The following is a 26136-nucleotide window of genomic DNA, read 5'->3' as shown; positions in this document are numbered from 1 at the left end:
TTAATCAAATGCCTTTTTAACTTCGTAAGTTAGTTTTTTTATCTCAAGTCCAATATTTACATTGTTTACTATGCAACTGTCGGAACCCTTAAGTTCCACTGGGGTAAAGTTTAATACCCCTTTTATACCTAGCGCAAGAAGTTTTTCAAACATGAGTGCAGCAGCCTCTTCAGGAACTGTTAAAATTCCAATCTTAATATCATGCTCTTTTATATAAGATTCTAGGACATCAATATTATATATAGGTATATCTGAAAATTTATCCACCTGTGGGTCTATATCAAATCCGGCAACAATCTTACCCCCGTCTTTGGTGAAGTCTCCATGATTAATTAGTGCCTTTGCTATATTCCCGCATCCAATAATTATCATGTTTTCTAGGCCCTTACCTCCTAGTAATTCATCCAGCTTTTCAATTAGCAGGTCTATCTCATACCCACCACGTTTATTTCCTGTAAGGTCAAATCTTGAAAAATCCTTCCTTACTAAAGCTGGTGTAACACCAATTGCGTCCCCTAAGTTGTTTGAGAATACTCTAGCCATCCCTAAACTTTTTAATTGTGAAAGTATTCTGTTATATTTTATAAATCTAGTTACAGTCTCATCGTTAATCATTTTTTTAATGTACCTCTATTCACAATATTTGTAAATACTATATTTTTAAAACTAACTAGAACACAATAGAATAGTTATTTAGATAAATAACTATTGAATTAACACAATAGATGGAATATAATAACAACATAAAAATTTTTGTAGAATATATTGTCAGGAGGTATTATGCCTACAGAAGAGAAGATAGAGCTTCCTAAGAGTTTATTGGAATTCATTGATTTATGGAGAGATAAACCAGGAAATCTAATTATGATTCTTCACAAAACTCAAGAGCACTATGGTTATATTCCTAGAGCAGCAGCAATCGAGTTAGCGAAGAACTTAGATGTACCGTTAGCTAAAGTTTACGGTGTAATTACTTTTTACCACTTCTTTAAATTAAAGAAACCAGGAAAAAATATCATTTCAGTTTGTATGGGTACTGCATGTTATATTAAGGGTGCTGGAGACTTAATGGCTGAGTGTGAAACACTTCTTGGATGTGGTGTGAACTGTACAACTGATGATGAAGAGTTTTCATTACAGGGTGTTAGATGTGTTGGTTGTTGTGGGTTAGCTCCACTTATTACCGTTGGTGATGAGGTGTATGGAAAACTTTCAGCAGATGATCTACCTGAGATTCTTGCAAAATATAGATCTAAGTAGTGCACTACTCTCTATGTGATATGGTTCTGGATCTTTTTCAGAATTCAGTGGAAGCTAATTCCAAAACAATAACCCTGGATTTTATTCAGGATAAATCCTTCCTAGAAGTTAATCTTACAGATGATGGAAAAGGAATGGATGAGTCTACATTGGATAGGGTTAAAGACCCATTTTATACCGATGGAATAAAACATAAAAATCGTAGGGTGGGTTTAGGAATTCCTTTTCTTATACAGACAACAGAGATGACCGATGGTTCATTTCATCTAAAGTCAGTTTTAGGAGAGGGAACAGCATTAAGTGCTACATTTAACTTAAACCACTGGGATACACCTCCAATAGGTGGGATCACAGATCTTTTGATTTCATGTTTATCATTTGATGGTGAATATGAGTTCATTTTTAATAGAGAAGATAGAGAGCGGAAGCTTAGTTATACTATAACCAGAAGCGAATTACTTGATGTATTAGGTGATTTAACACTGGTTACAAATATGATTCTCCTTAAGGAGTTCATAGAATCCCAGGAATTAGATAATTAGGAGTTTTACTTATGGCTAAAATGACTTTAGCACAATTAAAAGCGTTGAGAGACGATAAGAAAAAAGAGATCAACAGACGTGATACAGATGCTCATGATGTAACAATAATTGTTGGAATGGGTACTTGTGGTATTGCTGCTGGTGCAAAAGACGCAATGTCAGCACTTATTGACGAAATTAAAGAGCATGAATTAGATAACGTAACTATTAAACAAACAGGTTGTATGGGTCTTTGTCACTCAGAGCCAACTGTAGATATTAAGGCACCAGGTATGCCACAAACTATTTATGGAAATGTAGACGGAGATATAGCTAGGGAAATTATTGTAAAACATGTTATTGGTAAAGAGTTAATATCAAAATATGTTTTAGATAGACCTGCATCAGATATTATGAAGGAGCAGAACTAACCATGGCAGTAAAAAACTTTATATTGGTTTGTGGGGGAACTGCCTGCGAATCATCAAAGGGTGATGAGATATTCAAAGCTCTTCTAAAATCCGCAAATAAACACGGTGTTAAAGATGATGTTCAAATCATTAAAACTGGTTGTTTCGGATTCTGTGAAAAAGGACCTATTGTAAAGGTATTACCAGAAGAAGCATTTTATGTAGAAGTTAAACCAGAGGATGCTGAGGAAATAATTGCAGAGACAATAGTAAAAGGTCGATTAGTAGATAGACTTATATATAAAGATATCAAGAATGATGGTGATGTTGATTCTGATAAAATTAAATTTTATCAAAAGCAGTATCGAGTTGTTCTTAGAAACTGTGGTTTAATAAACCCAGAGGATATTGAAGAGTATATAGCTAGAGATGGTTACCTTGCGTTAGAGAAGTGTTTAACTGGAGAGTTAACACCGGATGATGTTATTAACCACTTAAAAGTTTCTGGTCTAAGAGGTCGAGGTGGGGCAGGTTTCCCAACTTGGTTAAAATGGAACTTTTCTAAAAATGTTGAAGCTGATCAAAAATATGTTGTTTGTAATGCAGATGAGGGTGACCCAGGTGCATATATGGATAGATCAACATGTGAGGGTGATCCACACTCAATTATTGAGGCTATGACAATTGCAGGTTATACATGTGGTGCTGATACAGGTTATATCTATATTAGAGCTGAGTATCCACTGGCAATTGAGAGATTAAATATCGCTATTAAGCAGGCAGAAGATGCTGGTTTATTAGGTAAAAATATTCTTGGTTCTGATTTCTCATTTACACTAGAGATAAGATTAGGTGCCGGAGCATTTGTTTGTGGTGAAGAGACAGCACTTTTAGCTTCTATTGAGGGTAAAAGGGGTATGCCTGTTCCAAAACCACCATTTCCAGCTGTTAAAGGATTATGGGGTAAACCATCAATTATTAACAATGTAGAAACTTTTGCTAATATTCCAGTAATTTTAACAAAGGGTGGCCAGTGGTTTAAATCCATTGGAACAGAAGGTTCCTCTGGTACTAAAGTATTTGCATTAACAGGACAGATAGAGAACTCTGGTTTAGTAGAGGTTCCAATGGGAACAACTTTAAGAGACATTGTTTTTGATATCGGTGGTGGTATTAAAAATGGTAGAAAATTTAAAGCTGTACAGACAGGTGGTCCATCTGGTGGTGTAATTACTGACCAATTCCTAGATACTCCAATCGACTTTGATACATTAACAGCTATTGGGTCTATGATGGGTTCTGGTGGTATGATTGTAATGTCAGAAGATGATTGTATTGTTGATGTTACAAAATTCTACTTAGAGTTCTGTGTAGAAGAGTCTTGTGGTAAGTGTTCTCCTTGTAGAATAGGTACTAAGAAGATGCATGAAATTCTTGAAAAGATAACTTCTGGTAAGGGTGATATGGCAGATATCAAAAAATTAAAGGATATAGGTCAAGCTATGAAAACCGCATCACTTTGTGGTTTAGGTCAGACAGCTGCTAACCCTGTATTATCTACATTAAAATATTTTGAAGATGAGTATTTAGAGCATATTCAAGAAGGTAAGTGTAGAGCTGGTAAGTGTAAAGATCTTATGCAGTACAAAATTATTGAAGAGAAATGTATTGGATGTACTGTATGTGCAAGAAAGTGTCCAGTTAACTGTATTGAAGGTGAGAGAAAAACTCCTCACGTTATTATTCAAGATAAATGTGTTAAATGTGGTGCTTGTTATGAAGCATGTAAGTTCGACGCTATTACAATCAGTTAAGGAAAGGGAGATTTTAAGTGGCAACTGTAAATATAAAAATTAATGGTACTCCTGTAGTAGCAGAACAGGGAACAAAGATCCTTGATGCTGCAAAGCTTGCTGGAGTAAAAATACCTACACTATGTGATCACTCGGACTTAGAGCCTTGGGCGTCATGTGGTATATGTATTGTAAAGGTTGAAGGTTCCCCTAAATTGGTAAGAGCCTGTGCAACTGATATTGTAGAAGGACAAAACTATATTACTCATGACCCTGAGATTCAGTGTGTTAGACGTACAGTTTTAGAGTTAATTATATCTAACCATCCTTTAGAGTGTCTAAACTGTGCTAGAAATGGTGTTTGTGAACTACAAGATCTTGCTGAAGACTTTAGTATTAGAGAAGTTCCTTACGAGTCTGGTATTAAAGAGAGACCAAGGGATGAGTCAACAAATGCGTTAGTATTTGACCCTAGAAAATGTATAAACTGTGGTAGATGTGTAAATGTTTGTCAGCAACTACAGGATGTATGGGCATTAGAGTTCATCGGCCGAGGGGACGATACACTAATGACTGCAGCTGGTGGTGCACTAATTGCAGAGTCTCCATGTATTAAGTGTGGTCAATGTTCTGCCCACTGTCCAGTTGGAGCGATATACGAAAAAGATGAAACTCAAACTTTTATGCAGATGATAGCATCTGATAAGCATGTTGCTGTTCAAATGGCACCTGCAGTTAGGGTTGCAATTGGTGAGATGTTTGGTTTAGAGCCTGGTACTGTTACAACAGGTAAAATATACTCCGCACTTAGAAGACTTGGAGTAGATGCTGTATTTGATACAAACTTTGGTGCTGACCTAACAATAATGGAAGAGGGTACAGAGTTAGTAGATAGAGTAACAAATGGTGGATTATTACCTCAAATTACTTCATGTTGTCCAGCATGGACTGACTATATGGAGAAATATTACGCAGATATGATTCCCCACTTCTCAACTGCTAAATCTCCAATGATGATGCAGGGTGCAATTACTAAAACCTACTATGCTGATAAAAAAGGTCTAGCCCCTAAGGATATTATGTCTGTAGCTATAATGCCTTGTACTGCTAAAAAATATGAAATCTCTAGGGATGATAATATGCAGGCCTCTGGTGTAAACGACGTTGACCTAGTATTAACAACAAGGGAGTTAGGTAGATTAATTAAATCTGCAGGTATCGACTTTGTTAATCTAGAAGATGAAAAAGCAGATAGCCCTATTGGAGCATATGCTGGAGCTGGTACTATCTTTGGTGTAACAGGTGGTGTAATGGAAGCTGCTGTTAGAACAGCCCATCTACTTGTAACAGGTAAAGAGATTGAAGATGTTAATATTACTGCTGTTCGTGGTGCAGAAAACGTTAAAGTTGGAGAAGTTCAACTTGGCGATGCTACATTAAAAGTAGCTGTAGCCCACGGTATGGCAAATGTTAGGGATATCATGAATGAAGTTAGGGCTGCTAAAGAAGCTGGAAATCCTCCTCCATACCACTTTATTGAGGTTATGGCTTGTAAGGGTGGTTGTATAGCTGGTGGTGGTCAACCTTATGGAACAGATGATGATGTTAGAGCTAGAAGAACTGCAGGACTTTATAGTGATGATGAGAAATCAACAGTTAGATGTTCCCATCAGAACCCTGAAATTGTTCAGATTTACAAAGATTACCTAGGTGAACCATGTAGCCATAAGGCACATGATTTACTACATACAAAGTATCAAGAGAGACCTCTTTATACTAAGTAATAATTAATATTATAGGGGTAACTATACTAGTTGCCCCTTTTTTTATTGAAAACAGATGTTAGATGACCTACAATTATTAAATGAGGTCTATATGAAGTTTTTTAAAATACTTATCCCTATTTTTATCCTAGTTTTAATTGCAATAATTTTTATATTTAGTTCAGGTGAGCCTAAGGTATTAAAGGTTGGTCTAATTACAGATCTATCTGGAAAGAACTCAGGCCTTGGTGTAAGTGCCAGAAGTGGACTAACTTTAGCTATAGATGAGATAAATCGAGATGGAGGTATTAATAATCATACCATTGAACTACTTATTAAAGATCACCAAGGAAGTATTGATCTGTGTTACTCAGGGACCAGGGAGTTAGTATCCCAAGGAGTTAATGTTATTATCTCCCCTATTTTAAGTGGAATGGCATCAACTGTAATAAAAGGTGTAGGTAGTAGTAATGTTTTAATAATAGGCCCAACTGTAAGTAGTGATGACTTAACAGGTATTGATGATAATTTTCTTCGTGTAGCAACTCCATCATCAGTTCAAGGAGTTAAAATTGCTGAAATATCTATAAAACGAGGGGACAGAGATGTAGTCCTAATACTAGATAGTAGAAATAGTGCTTATACTAGTGGGGTTGCTGAGGGTTATATTAAAAGAATAAAAAATACAGATGTAAATATTTCTAAAGTCTTTGAGTTTAGTAATAGTGATGAAATTGATGGTATAGTTGATTCCCTATTAGATATAGAACCTGGAGCTATTTTTTTAGTTGCCGACGGAATTGATAGTGCTAAGGTTGTTCAGTATTATGCTAAAGAGAAACCCCTACCACATTTATATGGTGGGTCATGGGTTAAAGCCAGTGGAGTACATGAATATGGTGGTAGTAGGGTAGAGGGGATGATAATTGCTGATGCAATGGTTAATCCTAAACCTCAAGAGAGAGAGGTACAGTTTAATAAAAAATATTTTGATAAATTTGGTACAGAGTCTAATACTGTAGCAATATACTTCTATGAGTCTATGTATATTTATAAAGATGGTGGTACCCTTTCAAAAAGTTTTGATGGAAATTTAGTAAAGGATTCAATTTTAAAAATAGAAAATTTTAATGGTATATTAGAACCCTTTAGTATCGATAAGTACGGGGATGGAGTTAGAAGTATTCTTCTGTATATAATAAAAGATAATAAATACGATTTTTACAATGAATAGAGTTATTAAGTTTTTTATACTCGCAGTTTTTATTGTTATACTCCTTTTAATACTAGTTAATAGTAATAAGAGCTCTACAATTAAAGTTGGTTTTATATCAAATTTCTCTACAGAGTATTCAGAGGTTGGAGTTCAAGGGAGAAATGGAGCCCTACTAGCAATTGACGAGATAAATTCTAAGGGTGGAATTAAGGGGAAAAAGTTAGAACTGATAACTGGAAATTCTGAGGATAGTATAGAAAAGACTAAAAAGGTTGTAAAAGATCTAATAAGTAATGATATCTCTGTTTTATTAGGCCCTCTAATTAGTAAAATGGGAAGCTCCGTTATAGATGGAACCAAGGGTAGTAATATTCTTGTGATAAGTCCTAGTGTTAAATCGGATAATTTTTCTAATATTGATGATAACTTTATTATGCTTAATGACACCACATATAAAGAGGGTCGGTCCCTCTCTAACGCTATAATTAATAGGGGTGATAAAAGAGTTGCCCTTTTATGGAGTAGTGATAATAGCCCTTATACAAGTGGTGTAATAAAGGGTATAAAAAAAGGACTTTTAACTAAGGGGATTGTTCCTGTTATAGAGTATGAGATAAGTGAAGTTGAGAACCATATTCTACTTGTAAATAATTTGATAAAAGAGAAGATTGATTCGGTTTCTATTATAGCTAGAGGTGATATTGTAGCTGAGATTACTCAAATCTGTTACAGGGTTGGATTTAAACCTAACTTTTATAGTAGTGAGTGGTCAAAAACTTCAATGGTTTTAACCCATGGGGGCAGGTCTGTAGAGGGTATGATTATTTATGATAAGTTAAATTATACTTATAAAAATATTCCGATGGTAAATTTTGTTAATACGTTTAAGTCCCATTTTTTCAGCGATCCAACTACAACAGCTATTCTATCCTATGATGCAGTAATGCTATTTTACGAAGCTATGTTAGAGACTAACTTAGACCATGCCCTAAATAAATTAAAAGATGTAATTACAAGCGGGCGAAGTTTTAATGGATTAATACAGGATTACAGTTTTAATGAGTTTGGTGATGTTGTAAGAAGTGGAGAAAACCTATTTATAATAGAGGATGGAAACTTTGTCTACTATGACCTGTTTTTTGAATAGGCCTGTTATATAGGGTTTACCTTATATACATTTCATTTTAGTATACCTGTATGGGGGTGTTATGAAACCAATTAAAGAGATGATTAAACAAGAGTGGTTAAGACAGGAGATTATTGGGAGGAATGAACTTTTTTTGACCCCTGTTGGGAAAAGACCCCTTGTTTATGCTGACTATACAGCTAGTGGAAGAGGCCTCTATTTTATTGAAAACTACATTCAAAATTTGCTAAGATTCTACGCTAACTCCCATACAGATGACGATTTTACTGGAAAGACTATGACCAACTTACTTCATGAGGCTGAGTCTAATATTAAGCGTATTGTTAATGCAGGGGATAGTGGAAAAATTATATTCTCAGGTACTGGAGCTACAGGTGCAATAACAAGACTTCAACAAATATTAGGAGTTTTTTGGTCACCGGCAACTAAAAAGCGTTTAGATGAGATGATAGACTCTTGCTCTTTAATAGAAGAGGAGAAAAGCCCCTGTAAAACATCCTTAAGGGCTAAAATAAATAAGATGAAACCCATTGTCTTTGTAGGCCCCTATGAACACCACTCTAATGAAATTATGTGGAGACAGAGCCTTTGTGAGGTTGTTGAAGTTCCATTAAATAGTAGTGGAGAGTTGGATCTAGATGAGTTAGAGAGAATGGTCTCTAATAAAACATATAGTGAAAGGGAGAAAATCGGCTCCTTCTCTGCAGCCTCTAACGTCTCTGGAATTATAACTCCTATTTATGATGTTGCTCGAATAATGCATAAACATGGAGGAATAGTCTGTTTTGATTTTGCAGCTTGCGCTCCCTATGTTGAGATAGATATGAACAGAGATGATAAGTCGTATTTTGATGCAATCTTTATCTCTCCCCATAAATTCCTAGGGGGACCTGGAGCTTCTGGGCTGCTTATCTTTAATGAAAAGATCTATAATAAAACCCTTGCACCTTCAATTGCTGCAGGTGGAACTGTTGATTTTGTTACTTTAGAAAGCCAGAAATTTACTGATGATATAGAGAGTAGGGAGAAGCCCGGTACACCTGGAATCCTTCAGGCGATTAAAACTTCCCTTGTCTTTCAGTTAAAAGAGAGAATAGGTATAGAGACAATTGATAAGATTGAGAAGTATCTGTTTACAGAGTTTATTAACAGATTTAAGGATAATAAAAAGATCGAGTTTTATGGGTCCATAGATCCTGAAAAAAAAGTAAATATAATAGCTTTTAATGTTCGTCATGGTGACAGATTAGTTCATCCAAGACTATTTACTAGAATTATGAATGACTTTTTTGGTATACAAACTAGGGCTGGATGTTCTTGTGCCGGTCCCTATGGGCACCACCTGCTAAGTATTGATAAGGAACTATCAACAAACTTTGTATGCCTTTTAGAGAGTAGGCAGATGGCTGGACTTAAGCCTGGCTGGGTACGTTTAAACCTTCACTACTCCTTCTCAGAGTCAGAATTTGAGTATATTTGTAAAACATTAGAGTATTTAATTGAGAAGGCTTATCTCTTTATTCCCCTTTATAGATTTGATATTAACAAAGGAGATTGGAGTTATAGATATGGAGAGGAGGAGAGTATAACTCTTAACTTTGATCAAGTATTAGATAGTGGTCCTCTATGGAAGAGGTCATCCCCATCCTTAAAATTACTATTTGAAGAGAGTATTCGAGAGGCTGATAGAATTTTAGAAGGTGTTGATCCAAATCCCAAATATACTATATTTGACCCAGAGATTGAAAAAGTTATATTCTTTAATACTATAGATGGATAATCCAAACTGTGCTAACTGCATTCACTTTTACATAACACTAGATGAAAATAGACCTAGAGCTTGTAGGGTTTTTAATATAAAGGGACGCTCTCTTCCTAGTATCGACGTAAAGAAATTTACAGGTTACCACTGTCCTGTATTTAAAGAGAAGGAAAGAAAGGATAAACCTGTATACAAATCTAATAAAATATTAGATACCTTTGCTTAATAATTTCTAACTTGACCTTGGCTTTGTAGAAGAGTAAAATGTTACAAATAAGGAGTCAGTTAGTGCAATTTAGACCCTATGGAGATACAGGAAGAGTTTTATCCTGTCTTGGAGTTGATATATCCAATAATATAAAAAATCAACATCAATATAATTCCATTTTAAAAAAATCCCTAGAGAGGGGAATTAACTATATACAGTTTGATTATAAGGTTTTTAGGAAGTTTATAAATTTAAAGGAAGGTCTTGATAAAGCCCGAAAAGATAACTCTGTTGATATTGGAATAGTTGTCCCATCAAATATAATCAAGATTAAAAACATATTAAAAGTAGCAACTAAGAGTCTTGATATAACATCAGTTGATTTTTTAATAATACAGGGTTCAATTTCAGACTCCTTTCTTATTACAAAAATTTTGAGTTATCTTAAAAAGGATAATAGAGTAAGACATGTTATAGCCTCAATTTCTGATGTAAATAAGGATATTTATAAGTTAGAGAATACAGAGGGGTTAGATGGAGTTAATTTTTCTGGAGATGCTGTATTAAAAGCTCTTAAAAAAGACTATATGTATAACTCCCATAAGGGAACAACGGTTAAAAATATATTTTCAGGGGATAAGTATAAGGCAAAGAACTCCCTAATCTTTATTGCTAAAGCTCTATCCATAAGTGATATAAACATTGTAACCCATAGGTTTATAAATGCAAAGGAAGTTGACTTTGTAATTGACTTTATTGAAAAAGAGGATGAGTTTAAGGGAAGTGATTTAACTGATGAAGATATTCTTAAATATGTGGAAAGAGTTGAATATTACCAAATTTTAAAGGGACAAAGATCTCCATATAAAAAGATGAAATCCCTGTTTAGAAAGAAGAGGCACTTATTAGATGTTTAATAGAAGAAGTATTTATCTATTTTTAGGGTCGGCTACACTCTGTTCCCTATTCTTTAATGGGCTATTTATATATGTTTTTGCCATATCTATTTTAATTATTCTATTTATGAACAGAGGTCTAATATATACCCTTAGGGCCAATAAAGAGTTAATGAATAAAAACGAACAGAGGGGTTATGAGCTTTTAACTAAGGCGTATAAAGCTGGAGGAATCCCTGTAATAGTAATTAATGGGTATATTTTTATCTCCTTAAAAATGGGAAAGTATGATATCGCTTTAGACGCTATAAATCGAGTTCTTAATAATGAACTAGGGTTTAAAATTAAGGATACACATAAAAATATGATTCTAACACAAAAAGCCCTCTATTTATGGCAGATTGGTGATCTACCAGGTGGGGTAGATATTTTAGATGAGTTATATAAAAAAGAGTATAGAACATCGATATTCTATGGTAATTATGGAACGCTTTTATACCTAAATGGTCAGATTGAAAAGGCTAAAAAGATAGGTCTAGAAGGGTACGATTACGACCCTAAGGATAAGGTTACCTTAGATAATCTAGTTTCAATATTTATTGAATTAAAGGATTTTGATTTAGCAGAAAAATATTTTAATGAGTTATTAGAGTTAAACCCTACATTTGCAGAAGCCTTTTATCATGGAGCTTTAATAAAATTAAATCAAAACAGTTTTGATGAGGCCATTAACTTATACCAAAGATGTAAAGAGTATACACTTCATAATGTTTCAACAATCTCAAATGATGATCTAGAGACCTTAGAAAAGAAATTAAGTGTAAAGTAGACGGATTCGACTTATAATTAAAGTACACCCTAATAAGGAGTATTATATGTTATGGATAGAATCTGGTCTTGGATATAGTTGGTCACTTTGGTTTAATAGATTAGGGGATAATATCCCGATATTTATTCTAAATCTTTTTAACTTTATTGGAAATGAACTCTTTTATATACTTCTCTTTCCCCTTATATACTGGTGTATTAATAAGTCTATTGGAAAAAGAGCTCTAATTATTACTCTTCTTACAGCCTATGTAAGTAGTCTGTTTAAGTACTTATTAGTAAGACCACAACCCTTTGATCTATATAGTCGTGGAAGTGGTAAAATAATAAATAGAGTATTAGTAGATGAAGAGTATGGGTTTCCATCATCATATACTATGGGTATAACATCTCTATGGTTATATTTCTCATCTATTAGTAAAAAGATAAGTGTAAAGATCTTATCGATACTTGTTATATTATTAACAGGGCTTGTAAGGGTAATAAGTGGAGGAGAGTTTATATTCACCACGCTTCTATCTATTCTCTTTTCCATACTGATTTTAGTTATATTTAAGATCTTTGAACCTAAAATTACAACACTATGTAATCAAAGATATAGTGTTAGTCAAAGAGTCTTATTAATTCTTTTTTTCTCAATAGCTGCAATAGTTATAGTACTACTTATAAATATAACTAGTATAGAGATCCCTCTTATCCTTGTAGGATGTTTTTTAGGTACAACAACAGGAATTGTTTTAGAAAAAGAGTATATTCATTTTAGTGTTGATGGTTCCCTAATATTAAGGATTGGAAGATATTTTTTTGGGATTATTATTATATCTGTTGTATATTACGGGATAGAGTTTTTATATAACATATCAGCCCTAGATAATAATTTTATTCTATTTGTTAAATACTCAGTCTTGACTTTTATAATTACTTTCCCCCTTCCAAAACTATTTATATATATGAATTTAAGTAGAGATAGTTTAAGAACATATTTGTAAATCGGAAGTTAACCTAATATAATTTATTTTAGGAGCTATTTTAGTGGAATCATTAACGGTTTTAACAATTGATGACAATGACTCAATAAGATTGTCATTGGCCAGTTTTTTAGAGGATTTAGGATATAATGTTTTAGATGCAGATTGTGGAGAGGCTGGTATAGAGATAATTAAAGAGCAATCTATTGATATTATATTAACAGATACCCATATGCCTGGTTTGTCTGGGATTGATGTTCTTAGGTTTGCAAAAGAGAATAAGCCTGACACCCCAGTTATAATTATCTCAGGTGCTGGTGAGATAAAGTTTGCTGTAGAAGCATTAAGGGCTGGAGCATGGGACTATATAACTAAACCTATAGAGGATTTAAATTTCTTATCTTATACAATAGAGAAGGTCTTAAAACGGGTAAGTTTAATTAAAGAGAACAGGCAGAAAAGTAGGGAGTTAAAAGAGACAAATGTACGGCTTAAGGATACTATAGAGGAGCTTAAAACAACCCAGAGTCAGTTAGTTGAATCTGAAAAAATGGCATCCCTAGGTTATATGGTTAAGGGTGTAGCCCATGAGATAAATACACCTCTTGGAGTATGTATGACATCAATAAGTTATGTAAATGAGCAAGCTAAAAGTATTTCTGTGCTAAATGATAGTCATAATATGAAATTAAGTGATTTTGTAGAGTTTACAAAAAATACTATGGATTTAACTGGCATAATATATGAATCACTTCAAACTATAAATAACTTAATTATAGATTTTAAACAGCTATCTGTAGAGAATCTTGATGATAATAAAAAAAGTTTTATTTTAAACGATATAATCTCCAGCGCTATTCTTTTAATAAGTTCTTCTTATCCTAATATGGAAATTGATATTAATATTGTTGAGGATATTTATGAAGTAAATAGTTTTCCTGAGGTTTTTAGTCTAATTTTTATGAAGTTAACTGAGAATGCAATTATCCATGGGTTTAATCGTAGGCAGTCTGGGAGATTGAATGTAGATATATATAAAGAGGATAATTATCTTTTTATTAGTTTTAAAAACAATGGAGAGACAATTGATGATGAGATTATAAACAAGATCTTTGATCCATTTTTTACCCAAAATAAAAAAACGGGGCAGGTCTAGGTCTATGTATAGTTTTTAATCTAGTAACCTTCTCTTTAAAAGGAAGTATCAAAGCAAAAAGTGATGATAGTGGAGTGGTTTTTAATATTAAACTTCCGTTAGATGAGCTAAGTTAAAACTATATAGAGTTTAGTGTAAACTCTATAATTCGATCACCCCTACTTATAGCTACGTTTAAGGATTTAATAGCCTCTTCTACTAATTTTATAGAACTTGTATGGCTATCAGGTATAGAGGTATGAACTCCAATATTTAAGTCCATATCCCCATCAACTCTCTCCATTACACGATTTATTATCTGGTCTACACCCTCTAAACTTGTATCATACAATACTGCAGCATAGATATTTTTTTCATATCTTGAGATAAAATCAGTATCTCTTTTAATAGAGTCTAATAATATTTGGGGTAGTTTATCTGTTGATGTAGACTTAAAAAAAACTAGAGCCAAAGGACAGTTTATTCTACTTGCTCTATGGAATTCTGATAGATAGGTATAGTCAAAAAAGTGCCTATTATATAAGCCAGTCTCTTTATCAATTGTTGTTAAGTCATTTATAACAACATCACACTTTTTAAGCTTTGTAATATAAAAAAATCTTGTGATAAAAAAAGTTAATATCATTAAAAGAAATGTAATTGTTATATATATAATCATAATTTAATTATAAATCATATCTGTTATATAAACAAATAAACTATTTATGCTGGAAACATTTTCTCAGACTTTTTAATGTGGTCTCTCCATAACTTTCTCTCCTTAACTCTACGCTCTAGGGAATAGTTGGGATTAAACCTTTTATTAGGTATTTTAATATTTAAAATCTCTTTTGTACTCTTAAACATTCCTGATGATAACCCTGCAAAATAAGCAGCCCCTAGGGAGGCTAGGTCACTCTCTGTCGATCTATAGACAACTTTACCTGATAAGTCTGCAATCATTTGCATTAAAACATCCGAATTACTAACTCCTCCATCGATTTTAAGGTTAGGAATAGATATCTTTGTCTCACTCTCCATTCCCTCTATAATATCCATAACTCTATGGGCAATCCCCTCTAATATTGCTCTAGCTAAATGGGGTTTTGAAACTTTAAGGGATAGGCCAGATATGGATGCATTAAGGTCCGGTTTAAAATAGGGAAACCTTATCCCTGATAGGGTAGGTATAACAAAAACTCCCTGGGTATTATCGCACTTTGAAGCATAACTATCTAACTCTACTGGAGATTTAAACATCTCCATGTCATTTATTAGCCAGTCTATAAAAGTTCCAACAGTAGCTACTTGTCCCTCTAGTTTATATGTAGGTTTTTTATCCAATGTCCACCCTATTAATGGGAATAGACCCTTTGTTGAAAATTTAGGTTTAGGGCCTACGTTCATAGAGACAAAACCACCGGATCCTAGGGATATTTTTGCTTCGCCTTTATTGAAGCATCTATGTCCAAAAAGGGATGCTTGCTGATCCCCAACTAAACACTTAATAGGTATTTCTTTTCCAAAGATCTCCTTTGAGGTATGTCCAAAGGTCTCATTTGTATTATATACAGTTGGAAGTATCTGCATTGGTAACTTAAATATTTTACAAAATAGAGTATTCCACTTCATCATAAATGGGTTTAAAAGTGTTGTTGCAGCTGCATTGGTGTAGTCTGTTCCGTGGACTTTATTTCCAGTTAACTTATATAATAACCAACTATCTATAGTTCCAAAATTTACTTCTGAGTTGAAACATCTCTTCTCAAGCTCTTTATTATTATCTAATAACCACCTTAGTTTACAAATAGTATGGTCAGTATTAAGTTTTAACATGGAAGTAACAGTTAATAGGGGATTTTTTAAAACTCTACCAACTATAAAAGCAAAGGTTCTTAATAGAAGCCATATAGGGTTTTTATTCATTCTTCTAGCTGTATTTGCTGCTCTAACATCCTGCCAATTAATAAAATTTGTTAAGGGTACTCCACTCTGCCTATCCCAAAGTGCAAATGTTGACCTTTGATTTGTTATTGCTATAGCATCAATTTTTAGAAGTGGAGTATGTAGGGCCTTTTGTACAATCTCTTTAAATGTTTCCCATATCTGGGTTGGAGAGTTCTCAGTTGCTCCATCCTCAGGATGAAGGATCTCTATCTTTTTATAATCCCTATAGACTATATGGCTCTTAGAGTTTACTAAAATAGTTCTTATGCCTGTACTTCCGCAGTCTATAACTAGAATATGAGAAACCAACATTTACCCCTTATGATTATACTGTATAGATTGTTGTTCCCTATATTTTCCCTGACCATACTCAAAGATCTTATCTAGCAAATCACTGTAATTGAGTCCATCCTCTGCACAAAGCATGGAGAACATACTTACATTTGTAAATCCAGGAATTGTATTTATCTCGTTTAACATAACACTATTAGTATCAATATCTAAAAAGAAGTCTACCCTACTAAAACCCTTACAGTTAATGGCAATATACGCCTTTCTTGCAATCTCTTTAATCTCTTCTTTTTGATTTTCTGTAAGTATAGCCGGGATAATAAGTTTTGCTCCATTAGGATCTATATATTTTGCCTCGTAGTCATAAAACTCATGGGAAGGGGCAATCTCTCCTAGAGAGAATGTTTTTGGGTAGTTATTACCAATAACTGAACACTCAATCTCCCTTGCATTAATAGCAGGCTCAATTAAAACCTTATGGTCATAATTAAATGCGTTTTTTAATGCTGGAAGGAGTTTATCAGAACTATCTACCCTTGAAACTCCCACTGATGACCCGGTTTTTACAGGTTTTACAAATATTGGGTAGTTAAATTTATTATTAATCTGTTTCTCGATCTCATTTGGATTATCAATAAAGGTATGTTTTTTTATAGAGATAAAAGGTACTACAGGTAATCCCTCTTTTTCCCATACAATCTTTGCATACTCCTTATCCATAGCCATAAAGCTACCTTCCATTCCAGAACCAGCATAGGGGATATCTATTATATCTAATAATCCTTGAAGTGTTCCGTCCTCTCCAAATGTTCCGTGTAGAATTGGAAAAATAAAGTCTATATCTAATATCTGCCCATGATACATAATTCCTTTACCTGGAATTAAACTAATCAATTTACTCTCATCCCTTACAATTTCAAGGGATTGGGAACTATTGGTATAGTTATGCTGATAATACCATAGGCCTTCTAGGGTAATACCAATTAAATGAATATTGTATTTTTTCTTATCTAAATGTCGTTCTACAGATGATGCTGATAATAGGGATACATCGTGTTCACCACTCTTTCCGCCGTAAAGGATTGCTACATTGTGTTTTTTCATAAATAATATGATATTATAAAGCTTGCAAATGAGCAATGAATGTAACACGAATTTTATTTGTGTTTTGTTTAGATTGTAACTTGTTATTGTGCAATAAGTTATGGAGTTTAATGATAATCAATAATTTTGATTATTATCACCCTGTAAACACTTCTGTAAACAGTTAGGAGTGTAATATATGCGTTACAAAGCACCATTTCAGTTATTTAAGAAGCAGTTATCGTCTGGATCAAAAGTTTATTACTATACTACTTATGATAATCTAAATAGAAGAAAACAGTTTACTACAGGCTGTAAAACAAAATCTGAAGCATTAAAATATTGTTTAGGATTATTTAAAAAAGATGAATTAATAAGAGAGCAGAGTAGAATGTTTAGTAAGTATACTGAGAATTGGTTTATATATGACAGTTGTCCTTATATTAAGAAGATTCTAGCCAGAGGCAAGAATTATTCACAATCCAGTGCTATACTTAAGAGATCAAGATTGGTAAATAAAATGCTTCCATATTTTAAAAATATTAAAATGGAGGATATATCACTTTGAACCGGAAATGGTGGCAACTTTAAACCGGAACAGGTGGCAGTTTTAAACCGGGATAGGTGGCAACTTTCAGCCGGCGTTTCTACTTGAAAAACTAAACCAGATAAGTAGAATGGCATTACTAGAAATAATTGAAGAAAGACACAAAATAAAATCTACAATAATTGTTACGCAACTTCCAGTTTCATTGTGGCATGACACTATCGGAGAACCTACTATAGCAGATGCGATATTAGACAGACTAGTGTATAACTCACATAGAATTGAACTTGATGGGCCTATTTTGAGAATGAAAAAACAAACAATTCATTGACTTCAAAAAGGACACCCGTATATATTAAATATAAGGACTTTTTTTTGCTATTAAAGTGTCCGTTTATTTCAGGAACTACTGTCCTTATTCGCAGGAATACGCAACGTAGTTTAGTTTTATTTCAATTTTTATTATTTAACGTTATTATAAACATGTATAATGCCACTAGAGAAAAATTCGTACTAAAGGATAAAATGTGAAACACAAAGGATTTATAAATTATGGGTTAATTCTATCTGCATTAGGATTTATTGTTTTTTCATTAAATTGTTATAATTATTATTTAAAAACCAACACCTTTTCATTTGTAAATAACTTAAATATTCTAATTCTAATTATTTCGATTACTGTATTAGTTACCAGCTTCTATAAAATAGGTATTTATATACAAATTCTATGCCTAAGTTTTACAGGTTTAATAACTTTTTATCTTCATCCTACTGACAGTTCTGGTATATTGCAATTAATAATTGTATTAATACTTATTAAAAAATATAACTTATTTGAAAATAGAAAAATACTAAAGACAATTATATTTTCAGGTATAATTTTAATAACTCTTGTATTATCATTAATTTTTAAAGAACAGACTTTATTTAGTTTGATTCCAACGATATGTTTGTATGCTTTTTTTATATTTTCAACAATATTCATATTAAAGCATGAAAGAAAGAAATATATATTATACGAAAATGAGACCAAGAAAGAATTAGTAGAACTAAAAGAGGATTATAATATTATTAAAACTAATCTTAAAGAGTCAAATACTTTTGTGGATCCTGTAGAGGCTGGATTAACCGCTAAAGAGTTAGCGTTATTAGAATGTTTATGTATATATAGAGGTACTAATATTGATTTAGGACAAAGATTAAATAAATCACCTCATACAATAAAGGTTCAGCTTACCAAAATAATGATTAAAATAGGTGCTGAAAGTAGATACGATCTAATGGAGTTATGTAAAAACTACTTTCAACTAAACAATTTGTCCCCACAAAATAGGTAAATAGTGATGTAAAATATAACTACATATAAGACCAAAAAGAAAATGCAGTATGTTCTATTTTCATAATAGTATCCATTTTTAGACATTCTATTGAGTTTATATAACTCATTAGTTTTTTTATTTCGTCTTTATATACCCATTCATTTTGATATAGAGGATTATACTTTCCATTAAGACTATCTTCTACCAAATCTTTTTTATATCCATGTAGCATATTTAAGGCCAATAATGACATACCTCTTTGAATAATATCGTTGTTACCACCCTTAAAATTATGTATTAAATATAATCTTTCCATAATAGATGAATTATCAGAAGTCGTATGTGAAAATGTCTCTTTACCACCTTTCATAGCTATGATGTAACCGTCAATTTAGTATGCCCTTAAAAAAATAAATAAAATATTACACCCTTAAGTCCGAGGGATAATATGAAAAGTCGAAAGAGCCACGAAGAGTGGAAATTATTAGTATCAGAGTTCAATAAATCAGGCCAGTCAGTTGCAGCTTTTAGTAGAGAAAATAACCTAAAAGCATCAACTTTTATTTATTGGGTTAAAATGTTCTCTATAAATACTGAAAAATCAAATTTGGTTAAGATAAAACCTAAAACGAGTAATTCTAAGAAAACTCATGATATTAAAATTATTGTTAATGATACAAAGATTGAGATCTGTGGAGTTATAAATTCAGATAAAATTAGTAAAATAATCGCTGTACTAATGGAAGTTAACTGATGTTTTTAGACCTAACTAAAATATCAATCTTCGTTCGCCCTGGATCAACAGATATGAGATCTCAGATTAATGGGTTATCAGTTTTAGCTGAAAGTGAAATGAAATTAGATTCTGGTTCTGGAAGTTTATTTTTGTTTTGTAGCAAAAACAGAAAAAACTTGAAATGTATATACTGGGATAAAAATGGTTTTGCAATGTGGCAAAAGAAACTCGAGAAAGATAAGTTCCCATGGCCACAAACGGCAGATGATGCAGAAGAGATAACTTTAGAACAATTAAAACTTCTATTGTCTGGTATAGATTTTTGGAAAGCCCATAAAGAAATATATTTTAAAGAGATGAATTAAAAGGGTTTTATAATCTTTTATAAAATTGTAGTATTTACTCGATGGGCGGAATAAAAAAACAGGTAATCCCTGAAGAAATATCTACATATATTGAGTCTCTTGAAAACTCAAATAAATCTCTTGAAAATAGGGTTAAAATACTAGAAGAAGAGTTGCGTCTCGAAAGAGTAAAGAGATTTGGAAAATCTAGTGAAAAGGTTACACCTTTACAATCTGAATTATTTGATGAGTTTGAGCAAACCGCCTTGGATATAGAAGAAGAGGATGAACCTGAAGTTATATCTATTCCAGCATATAATAGAAAAAAGAAAGGTCGAAAACCTATAGATCCATCCCTACCTAGAAAACAAATCATTCACGATATATCAGAAGATGATAAACAGTGTGCTTGTGGATGTCAGATGGTTAAAATTGATGAAGTAGTAACAGAAAGGGTACAGATTATTCCTGAAAAGTCTTATGTAGAACAACATATAAGACCAAAATATGCCTGCAGGAATTGTGAAGGTTCAGGAGATGAAGATAAACCAACTTTTAGAGTTGCTCCTGCACCACCATCATTGATTTCAGGAAGTATAGTGACTGGTGGTCTTCTTGCTTACATCCATACAAATAAATTTTGTGATTACCTGCCATTTTATCGGCAAGAGAAAAGATTTGAGAGGTATGGGATTCCGATAAGCAGACAGAATATGTCAAACTGGACTATAAAAGCTTATAGAAAATTAAAAGGTCTTAATGATATTATGAAAGATCACATAAAGACTGGTACATATCTTCAAATGGATGAAACAGTCCTCAAAGTTCATGGGGAAGTTGGTAAATTAGATTCTAGTAACTCTTACATATGGGTCACCTGTGGTGGGCCTAAAGACTCAAGTATAGCTCTCTATGAATATAATAGATCTCGAAGTTCAAAATATATTAAAGATTTTACTGAAGGCTTTTCTGGGTTTTGTCAGTCAGATGGTTTCCCAGGTTACAATGCCGTTTTTAAAAATAGTGACAAAATAACACATGTAACATGTTTAGCACATTGTCGGAGAGAGCTTTACGATGCCTATAAAGCTTCTAAGCAACTAAATAAGTCTAATGTTGTAATTAATAAAATTCAAAAGATATATGTTGTAGAAAAACAACTTAGAGATAAGAACCTCAAACCGGAAGAATTTGTAGCAGAAAGAAAGAAGTTAGCGACACCATTACTTGATAACCTAAAAGACTGGCTTGATAAAAAGGCTATAAATATTAGACCAGAAAGTAAATTGGGGAAAGCTGTAAAATATACATTAGGCCAATGGGATAAAATGATAAATTACCTTGATTGTGCAGAGCTTACTCCAGATAATAACGCTGCGGAGAGAGTGGTAAAACCACTTGTTATGGGTCGTAAAAATTTTTTATTTTCGGGTAGTCCTGAAGGTGCGGATGCATTATGTTTTTTCTACTCTTTAATTGAAACGGCAAAATTAAATGATTTAAATCCATACGCATATTTAAAATGGTTATATGATAAGGCTCCATTATTACCAGAAGGCTCCTCATTAGAAGAATTAGCTCCATGGAAATGTGATCCAATAGAAGTTAATAAAATTATGTTACCTTCTTAGAGAGCTATTCCCTTTTTAAAATATTAAATATTTAAATATCAGTTGTTACTGCCTATAGATTTGACGGTTACGCTATGATGTAAGTAGATAGATGAGATAGACTTGTCCTCATAGGTTGGTCACATTCAGCTATAAAAGGTAGACATCCTATCAATTTTGCAACTCTACTCGTATGTAACTTTCCTTTTTCAATATTATCTAATTTAAAAGTTTCTACCACTTGGTCAACTATACTTTCCCAATTAATATATTTTCTGTGATCAATGTTGTCTAATAATTCCATTCAATTCTCCTTATTAAATTATATTTGCATGCTATGACTGTAACGTCAATTAGAAACAAGGATAACCCTAATGTATTACAACATTTTTATTCCATTTTGAATTTAATTTTGTTATTAAACAATATTTAACCTCTAAACTTGCTTTTTTATTCTAAAACATAAATTTTTGTAACAATGCATTGTAAATATTATTGAGAACATAACAATATCACTCATAAATTTTTACTATTGAAATAGGTAGCCCGATAGTCTTAATACATGTTGATAATTTACAAAATAATATTTTTAATGCTTTCATGATAAACATATATTGAACCATTGGAGTATTTATTATGAAACACGAATTATTATGTATTTTAGATAGATCTTATCTAGAAAAATTTCAAGAATTAGCTAATAAAAAAGGATGCTTATTAACACTTTTAACATCGCTGAAGCTAGATACAAAGGAAATGTTTGAAGAATATGTGGCTAATCTTATTGATGTAGAGCTATGCCATAAGTCATGGTGGAAGGACGTTGAAAGAAAATATGGATTTAGTCTTGCAGAAAATACTGAATGGAGAATTGATTACAGTACTCGAAAATTAACAAAGAGAATAATTTGATATTTAATAATAACATTTCTACAAATGATATTATATGTCTCAAATATTTTCTAAAGTATATAAAAGGATATAGAATTAAAATTTTAGTAATCCTAATATTATCTACCTTATCAGTAGGAGTAACATTACTTGAACCATATTTTCTTGGTGAAATTATAGACTCACTATTGGTAGAAGGTTTTAATGATACTTTAAAACCTATTATCTTAATTTTCCTAATTGGTTTAGTAGGAATTTTTATTAGTCTTTTAGAAACTTACATAACTATAAATATTACCGTAAATTTAAATAAAAAAATAAAAGATGATACATATAAGGCATTAATTAATATGCCTTTAAAAGATTTTGATACTTTTAAAAGTGGAGAACTTATTAACAGGGTTGAAAATGATGTGCCAATTATTACAGAATTATATATTAATACGCTGATCTCAATTATTCTAGATTCTTTTAAAATTGTAGGTATTAGTATAATTCTGATAAAATTAAATATAGCGTTATATGGAGTTCTGTTTTTATCATTTCCACTATCTTTATACATGTTTACTATATTTGGAAGAAAACTAAGAGAGATTTCAGGAGATATAAAAAAACAACATGACAATCAATTCAACTCTGTTAAAGAGATTATTGATGGTCTATTAGATATTAAGTTCTTTTCAATGGAAGATAAAGCATTTAGTTCATTGTCACAACTCAACTTTAAATTAGCATCTGAAATAAAAAAAATAAAAAAGAAAAGTGCACAATCTAAACTTGCCAGTATGCTATTAGAGTTCTTGGGGTTGATAGCATATATTATTATTGGTGCTTTTCAAATATCATTAAAAATATTTACTATTGGTGGTTTTGTCTCTTTTACAAGATACTCTACAATATATTTTCTTTCTTTAAAAAATATCACCAGTATTAGTTCAAAATTACAGCAATCTATGATTCCCTTACATAGAATACATGACCTACACAATCTATATCAAAATGTTAATAAAAAAACAAATTATAACATAAAAAATTTAAATGGTGATATCAAATTTAATTCTGTAAGTTTTTCATATAATGAATCAGCACCAGTTATTAATAACACATTTTTTAATATAACAACAAACGCAATTACAGGAATCTTGGGAGATAATGGTAGTGGTAAAAGTACAATTGTATCCGTCAAAACTATATGCCATTAAAATATTTTGAAAAGTGATTCATCCTCTATTTGGGAGGATTTATGAAATCGAAATATACTTTAGAAGAAAGAAAACAATTAGTTATAGAACAACAAAAATCAGGTTTAACAATAACAGAGTTTACTAAACAAAAAAATATTAAACAAACAACCTTTCAGAATTGGCTTAGGAGATTAAAAGAAACAGAGTCAGAAAAGTTTGTGAAAGTTAAATTGAAATCAGAGAAACCTTTAGAACCAACGCTGCTAATGATAAATAGTATTAAACTAGAGATTCCCGCCACAGTATCATCTTCAAAGATAGCTCAGATTATTTCTGTGATAAGAGAGATATAATGATACTAGATTTTACAAACCTATCTATATATGTAAGACCTGGAGTAACAGATATGAGAAAACAAATAAATGGCTTATCTGTACTGACAGAAGACGAAATGGGAATGGATTCCGGTTCAGGAAGCCTTTTTCTATTTTGTAGCCGTAACAGAAAAACATTAAAGTGTATTTACTGGGATCGAAATGGATTCTGTATGTGGCAAAAAAAACTAGAAAAAGATAAGTTCCCATGGCCAATGACTGAGGAAGATGCTCAAGAAATAACTTTTGAACAGTTAAAGCTACTTTTAGATGGTATTGATTTTTGGAAAGCCCATAAAGAAATAAAGTTTAAAGAAATGAACTAAAGGGGTTTTATAATTATTATTAAAATTGTAGAATTCTTTTGTAATGACAGATATTAACAAGCAGGAATTACCTGAGGAAGTTTTAAAATATATAGATTCTCTTGAGAATAAGGTTACTCTTTTAGAAGATGAACTTCGCTTATTAAGAAGTAAACATTTCGGCAAATCTAGTGAAAAGATGCCTCTTCAAAAAGAACTCTTTGAGGAGTTTGAAGAAACTCCAATGGAAGAGGAGCCTGATGAAGAGATTATTGTTTCTGAATATAAAAAGAAAAAACCGGGAAGAAAGCCTATCAGTGATGAACTTCCAAGAAAAGATATAATTCATGATATTTCAGAAGAAGATAAAAAATGTGCTTGTGGTCATGAGCTTGTGAAAATAGATGAGGTTGTAACTGAGAGAATTCAGGTTATACCTGAAAAAGTATATGTAGAGAGACATATAAGACCTAAATATGCTTGTAGAAACTGTGAAGGTTCTGGAGATGAAGAGAAACCAGTTTTCAGAATTGCTCCTGCAGCTCCATCATTAATACCCGGTAGTATAATAACAGCAGGACTTCTTGCTTATATCCTGACTAATAAAATTTGTGACTATCTTCCATTTTATAGGCAGGAAAAGAGATTTGAACGGTTTGGAATCCCAATAAGCCGACAAAATATGTCTAGTTGGACTATAAAAGCATATAAAAAGCTTCAAATACTTTATGATATTATGAAAACCCACATAAAAACAGGTAATTATCTCCAGATGGATGAAACCGTTTTAAAAGTTCATGGAGAAGATGGGAAATTAGATTCAAGCAATTCATATATCTGGGTCTCCCGTGGAGGTCCAGTAGGCTCTGAAATTGTTTTATATGAATATAATAGATCGCGTAATGCCAATTATATAAAGGATTTCACACAAGGATTCTCCGGCTTTGTCCAGTCTGATGGATATCCCGGGTACGATAAAATATTTAAAGACAATGATGATATTATTCACGTAGGCTGTTTAGCTCATGCAAGGCGTGCTTTGTACGATGCTTATGTTGCTTCTAAACAGAAAAATAAGTCTAATGTTGTAATAAATAAGATCCAAAAGATATATAACGTAGAAAAAAAACTAAGGGCTAAGAATATGACTCCAGGTGAGTTTATTGCAGACAGAAGAAAGCAGGTTGAACCTCTTTTAGAAGACCTTAAAAAATGGTTGGACAAGAAGGCTGTAAATCTTCGACCAGAAAGTAAGCTCGGAAAAGCTGTGAAATATACTCTTGGACAGTGGGATAAAATCATTAACTATCTAGATTGTGCTGAACTAACTCCAGATAATAATGCTGCGGAGAGAGTCGTAAAACCTATGGTTATGGGTAGACGTAACTTCTTATTTTCTGGAAGTCCTGAAGGAGCAGAATCTCTATGTTTTTTCTACTCTATAATTGAAACTGCTAAACTTAATGGGTTAAATCCATACGCGTATTTAAAGTGGCTTTTTGAAAATGTAGTTTTACTTTCAGAAGGTGAATCGATGGAACACCTCACCCCTTGGAATTGTGATATGGTAGAAGTTAATAAGATTATGCTTTAACTGC

Annotated in this window: 29 protein-coding genes; 24 read left to right on the top strand and 5 right to left on the bottom strand. The window is 32.3% G+C overall.

Annotated features, from left to right (window positions below; translation table 11 throughout):
* On the bottom strand, window positions 1-615 hold the full coding sequence (locus EW093_RS05465; RefSeq protein WP_246745073.1) for a redox-sensing transcriptional repressor Rex: 615 nt from the start codon (window positions 613-615) through the stop codon (window positions 1-3).
* A gap of 165 nt (window positions 616-780) precedes the next feature.
* Here EW093_RS05465 and EW093_RS05460 point away from each other — a divergent pair, with 165 nt between their 5' ends.
* From EW093_RS05460 to EW093_RS05400, 13 genes are all read left to right on the top strand, one after another.
* A complete protein-coding gene (locus EW093_RS05460) occupies window positions 781-1260 on the top strand; it encodes an NADH-quinone oxidoreductase subunit NuoE family protein (RefSeq protein ID WP_149567424.1) in 480 nt (159 codons plus the stop codon).
* Entirely contained in the window at window positions 1260-1802 is a 543-nt protein-coding gene (locus tag EW093_RS05455) for an ATP-binding protein (RefSeq protein WP_187759847.1), read from the top strand. Before EW093_RS05460 ends, EW093_RS05455 begins: the two co-directional genes overlap by 1 nt.
* Window positions 1803-1813: 11 nt before the next feature.
* Window positions 1814-2212, top strand: a complete 399-nt coding sequence (locus EW093_RS05450) for a (2Fe-2S) ferredoxin domain-containing protein (protein ID WP_149567422.1) — start codon at window positions 1814-1816, stop codon at window positions 2210-2212.
* Window positions 2213-2214: 2 nt separating this feature from the next.
* Entirely contained in the window at window positions 2215-4005 is a 1791-nt protein-coding gene (locus tag EW093_RS05445) for an NADH-quinone oxidoreductase subunit NuoF (protein ID WP_149567421.1), read from the top strand.
* Window positions 4006-4022: 17 nt separating this feature from the next.
* Window positions 4023-5768 (top strand): NADH-dependent [FeFe] hydrogenase, group A6, encoded by a 1746-nt coding sequence (locus EW093_RS05440; protein WP_149567420.1) that lies wholly within the window; start codon window positions 4023-4025, stop codon window positions 5766-5768.
* 91 nt (window positions 5769-5859) lie between these two features.
* Window positions 5860-6981 (top strand): ABC transporter substrate-binding protein, encoded by a 1122-nt coding sequence (locus tag EW093_RS05435; RefSeq protein WP_187759846.1) that lies wholly within the window; start codon window positions 5860-5862, stop codon window positions 6979-6981.
* Complete coding sequence (locus EW093_RS05430) at window positions 6974-8110, top strand: ABC transporter substrate-binding protein (RefSeq protein WP_149567418.1); 1137 nt, start codon at window positions 6974-6976, stop codon at window positions 8108-8110. The genes EW093_RS05435 and EW093_RS05430 overlap by 8 nt, the downstream gene beginning before the upstream one ends.
* Window positions 8111-8171: 61 nt before the next feature.
* Window positions 8172-9890 (top strand): aminotransferase class V-fold PLP-dependent enzyme, encoded by a 1719-nt coding sequence (locus EW093_RS05425; protein WP_149567417.1) that lies wholly within the window; start codon window positions 8172-8174, stop codon window positions 9888-9890.
* On the top strand, window positions 9883-10098 hold the full coding sequence (locus EW093_RS05420; RefSeq protein ID WP_149567416.1) for a hypothetical protein: 216 nt from the start codon (window positions 9883-9885) through the stop codon (window positions 10096-10098). The genes EW093_RS05425 and EW093_RS05420 overlap by 8 nt, the downstream gene beginning before the upstream one ends.
* Window positions 10099-10160: 62 nt before the next feature.
* Window positions 10161-10997, top strand: coding sequence for a hypothetical protein (locus EW093_RS05415; protein WP_149567415.1), 837 nt, complete (start codon window positions 10161-10163; stop codon window positions 10995-10997).
* Window positions 10990-11805 carry a tetratricopeptide repeat protein gene (locus EW093_RS05410; RefSeq protein WP_149567414.1) on the top strand — a complete coding sequence of 272 codons (816 nt, stop codon included), beginning with the start codon at window positions 10990-10992 and terminating at the stop codon, window positions 11803-11805. The genes EW093_RS05415 and EW093_RS05410 overlap by 8 nt, the downstream gene beginning before the upstream one ends.
* 46 nt (window positions 11806-11851) lie before the next feature.
* Window positions 11852-12793 carry a phosphatase PAP2 family protein gene (locus EW093_RS05405; RefSeq protein WP_149567413.1) on the top strand — a complete coding sequence of 314 codons (942 nt, stop codon included), beginning with the start codon at window positions 11852-11854 and terminating at the stop codon, window positions 12791-12793.
* Between the two features lie 43 nt (window positions 12794-12836).
* The gene (locus EW093_RS05400) at window positions 12837-13928 is read left to right on the top strand and encodes a hybrid sensor histidine kinase/response regulator (protein ID WP_187759845.1); all 1092 of its coding nucleotides are present in this window, start codon (window positions 12837-12839) and stop codon (window positions 13926-13928) included.
* A 118-nt stretch (window positions 13929-14046) separates the two neighbouring features.
* Here EW093_RS05400 and EW093_RS05395 read toward each other — a convergent pair whose 3' ends face one another.
* Genes EW093_RS05395 through EW093_RS05385 form a run of 3 tightly spaced genes read right to left on the bottom strand, consistent with a single transcriptional unit; the run spans window position 14047 to window position 17249 of the window.
* Window positions 14047-14586: a GGDEF domain-containing protein gene (locus EW093_RS05395; RefSeq protein WP_149567411.1), complete on the bottom strand. Its 540-nt coding sequence runs from the start codon at window positions 14584-14586 to the stop codon at window positions 14047-14049.
* 44 nt (window positions 14587-14630) lie between these two features.
* The gene (locus tag EW093_RS05390) at window positions 14631-16163 is read right to left on the bottom strand and encodes a glycerol kinase 5 (protein WP_187759844.1); all 1533 of its coding nucleotides are present in this window, start codon (window positions 16161-16163) and stop codon (window positions 14631-14633) included.
* A gap of 3 nt (window positions 16164-16166) precedes the next feature.
* The gene (locus EW093_RS05385) at window positions 16167-17249 is read right to left on the bottom strand and encodes a D-alanine--D-alanine ligase family protein (RefSeq protein WP_149567409.1); all 1083 of its coding nucleotides are present in this window, start codon (window positions 17247-17249) and stop codon (window positions 16167-16169) included.
* A 178-nt stretch (window positions 17250-17427) separates the two neighbouring features.
* On the opposite strand from EW093_RS05385, the gene EW093_RS05380 reads away from it, so the two are divergent.
* From EW093_RS05380 to EW093_RS05370, 3 genes are all read left to right on the top strand, one after another.
* A complete protein-coding gene (locus tag EW093_RS05380; RefSeq protein ID WP_149567408.1) occupies window positions 17428-17796 on the top strand; it encodes a hypothetical protein in 369 nt (122 codons plus the stop codon).
* A 52-nt stretch (window positions 17797-17848) separates the two neighbouring features.
* A complete protein-coding gene (locus EW093_RS18055) occupies window positions 17849-18106 on the top strand; it encodes an ATP-binding protein (protein WP_425473396.1) in 258 nt (85 codons plus the stop codon).
* Between the two features lie 196 nt (window positions 18107-18302).
* Window positions 18303-19112, top strand: coding sequence for a helix-turn-helix domain-containing protein (locus tag EW093_RS05370; protein ID WP_149567406.1), 810 nt, complete (start codon window positions 18303-18305; stop codon window positions 19110-19112).
* Window positions 19113-19131: 19 nt separating this feature from the next.
* Here EW093_RS05370 and EW093_RS05365 read toward each other — a convergent pair whose 3' ends face one another.
* Window positions 19132-19410 carry a hypothetical protein gene (locus EW093_RS05365; RefSeq protein WP_149567405.1) on the bottom strand — a complete coding sequence of 93 codons (279 nt, stop codon included), beginning with the start codon at window positions 19408-19410 and terminating at the stop codon, window positions 19132-19134.
* Window positions 19411-19542: 132 nt separating this feature from the next.
* On the opposite strand from EW093_RS05365, the gene tnpA (EW093_RS05360) reads away from it, so the two are divergent.
* The 8 genes from tnpA (EW093_RS05360) to tnpC (EW093_RS05325) all read left to right on the top strand — a co-directional run bounded on the left by tnpA (EW093_RS05360) (window position 19543) and on the right by tnpC (EW093_RS05325) (window position 26132).
* A complete protein-coding gene (tnpA, locus tag EW093_RS05360) occupies window positions 19543-19848 on the top strand; it encodes an IS66 family insertion sequence element accessory protein TnpA (protein WP_149566821.1) in 306 nt (101 codons plus the stop codon).
* Window positions 19848-20195, top strand: coding sequence for an IS66 family insertion sequence element accessory protein TnpB (gene tnpB / locus EW093_RS05355; RefSeq protein ID WP_149566822.1), 348 nt, complete (start codon window positions 19848-19850; stop codon window positions 20193-20195). The genes tnpA (EW093_RS05360) and tnpB (EW093_RS05355) overlap by 1 nt, the downstream gene beginning before the upstream one ends.
* Window positions 20196-20236: 41 nt before the next feature.
* The gene (tnpC, locus tag EW093_RS05350) at window positions 20237-21805 is read left to right on the top strand and encodes an IS66 family transposase (protein ID WP_149566823.1); all 1569 of its coding nucleotides are present in this window, start codon (window positions 20237-20239) and stop codon (window positions 21803-21805) included.
* Between the two features lie 615 nt (window positions 21806-22420).
* Window positions 22421-22696 carry a hypothetical protein gene (locus EW093_RS05345; RefSeq protein WP_149567404.1) on the top strand — a complete coding sequence of 92 codons (276 nt, stop codon included), beginning with the start codon at window positions 22421-22423 and terminating at the stop codon, window positions 22694-22696.
* The gene (locus EW093_RS05340) at window positions 22693-23877 is read left to right on the top strand and encodes an ABC transporter transmembrane domain-containing protein (RefSeq protein WP_187759843.1); all 1185 of its coding nucleotides are present in this window, start codon (window positions 22693-22695) and stop codon (window positions 23875-23877) included. Before EW093_RS05345 ends, EW093_RS05340 begins: the two co-directional genes overlap by 4 nt.
* 41 nt (window positions 23878-23918) lie before the next feature.
* Window positions 23919-24212: an IS66 family insertion sequence element accessory protein TnpA gene (tnpA, locus tag EW093_RS05335; RefSeq protein ID WP_149567402.1), complete on the top strand. Its 294-nt coding sequence runs from the start codon at window positions 23919-23921 to the stop codon at window positions 24210-24212.
* The gene (tnpB, locus tag EW093_RS05330; protein WP_149567401.1) at window positions 24212-24559 is read left to right on the top strand and encodes an IS66 family insertion sequence element accessory protein TnpB; all 348 of its coding nucleotides are present in this window, start codon (window positions 24212-24214) and stop codon (window positions 24557-24559) included. The genes tnpA (EW093_RS05335) and tnpB (EW093_RS05330) overlap by 1 nt, the downstream gene beginning before the upstream one ends.
* A gap of 43 nt (window positions 24560-24602) precedes the next feature.
* On the top strand, window positions 24603-26132 hold the full coding sequence (gene tnpC, locus EW093_RS05325) for an IS66 family transposase (RefSeq protein ID WP_149567400.1): 1530 nt from the start codon (window positions 24603-24605) through the stop codon (window positions 26130-26132).
* Window positions 26133-26136 lie beyond the last annotated feature (4 nt).

Source organism: Thiospirochaeta perfilievii (assembly GCF_008329945.1).
GTDB lineage: Bacteria > Spirochaetota > Spirochaetia > DSM-2461 > DSM-2461 > Thiospirochaeta > Thiospirochaeta perfilievii.
The sequence above is the reverse complement of the archived record's forward strand: the minus strand, read 5'-3'. Positions and strand labels throughout refer to the sequence as shown.

Bases quoted from the DNA above. Each gene is read 5' to 3' on its own strand.
- tnpC (WP_149567400.1), top strand. From the start codon at position 24,603: ATGACAGATATTAACAAGCAGGAATTACCTGAGGAAGTTTTAAAATAT.
- EW093_RS05395 (WP_149567411.1), bottom strand. From the start codon at position 14,586: ATGATTATATATATAACAATTACATTTCTTTTAATGATATTAACTTTT.
- EW093_RS05420 (WP_149567416.1), top strand. From the start codon at position 9,883: ATGGATAATCCAAACTGTGCTAACTGCATTCACTTTTACATAACACTA.
- tnpA (WP_149567402.1), top strand. From the start codon at position 23,919: ATGAAATCGAAATATACTTTAGAAGAAAGAAAACAATTAGTTATAGAA.
- EW093_RS05445 (WP_149567421.1), top strand. From the start codon at position 2,215: ATGGCAGTAAAAAACTTTATATTGGTTTGTGGGGGAACTGCCTGCGAA.
- EW093_RS05380 (WP_149567408.1), top strand. From the start codon at position 17,428: ATGCGTTACAAAGCACCATTTCAGTTATTTAAGAAGCAGTTATCGTCT.
- EW093_RS05460 (WP_149567424.1), top strand. From the start codon at position 781: ATGCCTACAGAAGAGAAGATAGAGCTTCCTAAGAGTTTATTGGAATTC.
- EW093_RS05435 (WP_187759846.1), top strand. From the start codon at position 5,860: ATGAAGTTTTTTAAAATACTTATCCCTATTTTTATCCTAGTTTTAATT.
- EW093_RS05410 (WP_149567414.1), top strand. From the start codon at position 10,990: ATGTTTAATAGAAGAAGTATTTATCTATTTTTAGGGTCGGCTACACTC.
- EW093_RS05465 (WP_246745073.1), bottom strand. From the start codon at position 615: ATGATTAACGATGAGACTGTAACTAGATTTATAAAATATAACAGAATA.
- tnpB (WP_149566822.1), top strand. From the start codon at position 19,848: ATGTTTTTAGACCTAACTAAAATATCAATCTTCGTTCGCCCTGGATCA.
- EW093_RS05345 (WP_149567404.1), top strand. From the start codon at position 22,421: ATGAAACACGAATTATTATGTATTTTAGATAGATCTTATCTAGAAAAA.
- tnpB (WP_149567401.1), top strand. From the start codon at position 24,212: ATGATACTAGATTTTACAAACCTATCTATATATGTAAGACCTGGAGTA.
- EW093_RS05430 (WP_149567418.1), top strand. From the start codon at position 6,974: ATGAATAGAGTTATTAAGTTTTTTATACTCGCAGTTTTTATTGTTATA.
- EW093_RS05385 (WP_149567409.1), bottom strand. From the start codon at position 17,249: ATGAAAAAACACAATGTAGCAATCCTTTACGGCGGAAAGAGTGGTGAA.
- tnpA (WP_149566821.1), top strand. From the start codon at position 19,543: ATGAAAAGTCGAAAGAGCCACGAAGAGTGGAAATTATTAGTATCAGAG.
- EW093_RS05450 (WP_149567422.1), top strand. From the start codon at position 1,814: ATGGCTAAAATGACTTTAGCACAATTAAAAGCGTTGAGAGACGATAAG.
- tnpC (WP_149566823.1), top strand. From the start codon at position 20,237: ATGGGCGGAATAAAAAAACAGGTAATCCCTGAAGAAATATCTACATAT.
- EW093_RS05405 (WP_149567413.1), top strand. From the start codon at position 11,852: ATGTTATGGATAGAATCTGGTCTTGGATATAGTTGGTCACTTTGGTTT.
- EW093_RS05365 (WP_149567405.1), bottom strand. From the start codon at position 19,410: ATGGAAAGATTATATTTAATACATAATTTTAAGGGTGGTAACAACGAT.
- EW093_RS05425 (WP_149567417.1), top strand. From the start codon at position 8,172: ATGAAACCAATTAAAGAGATGATTAAACAAGAGTGGTTAAGACAGGAG.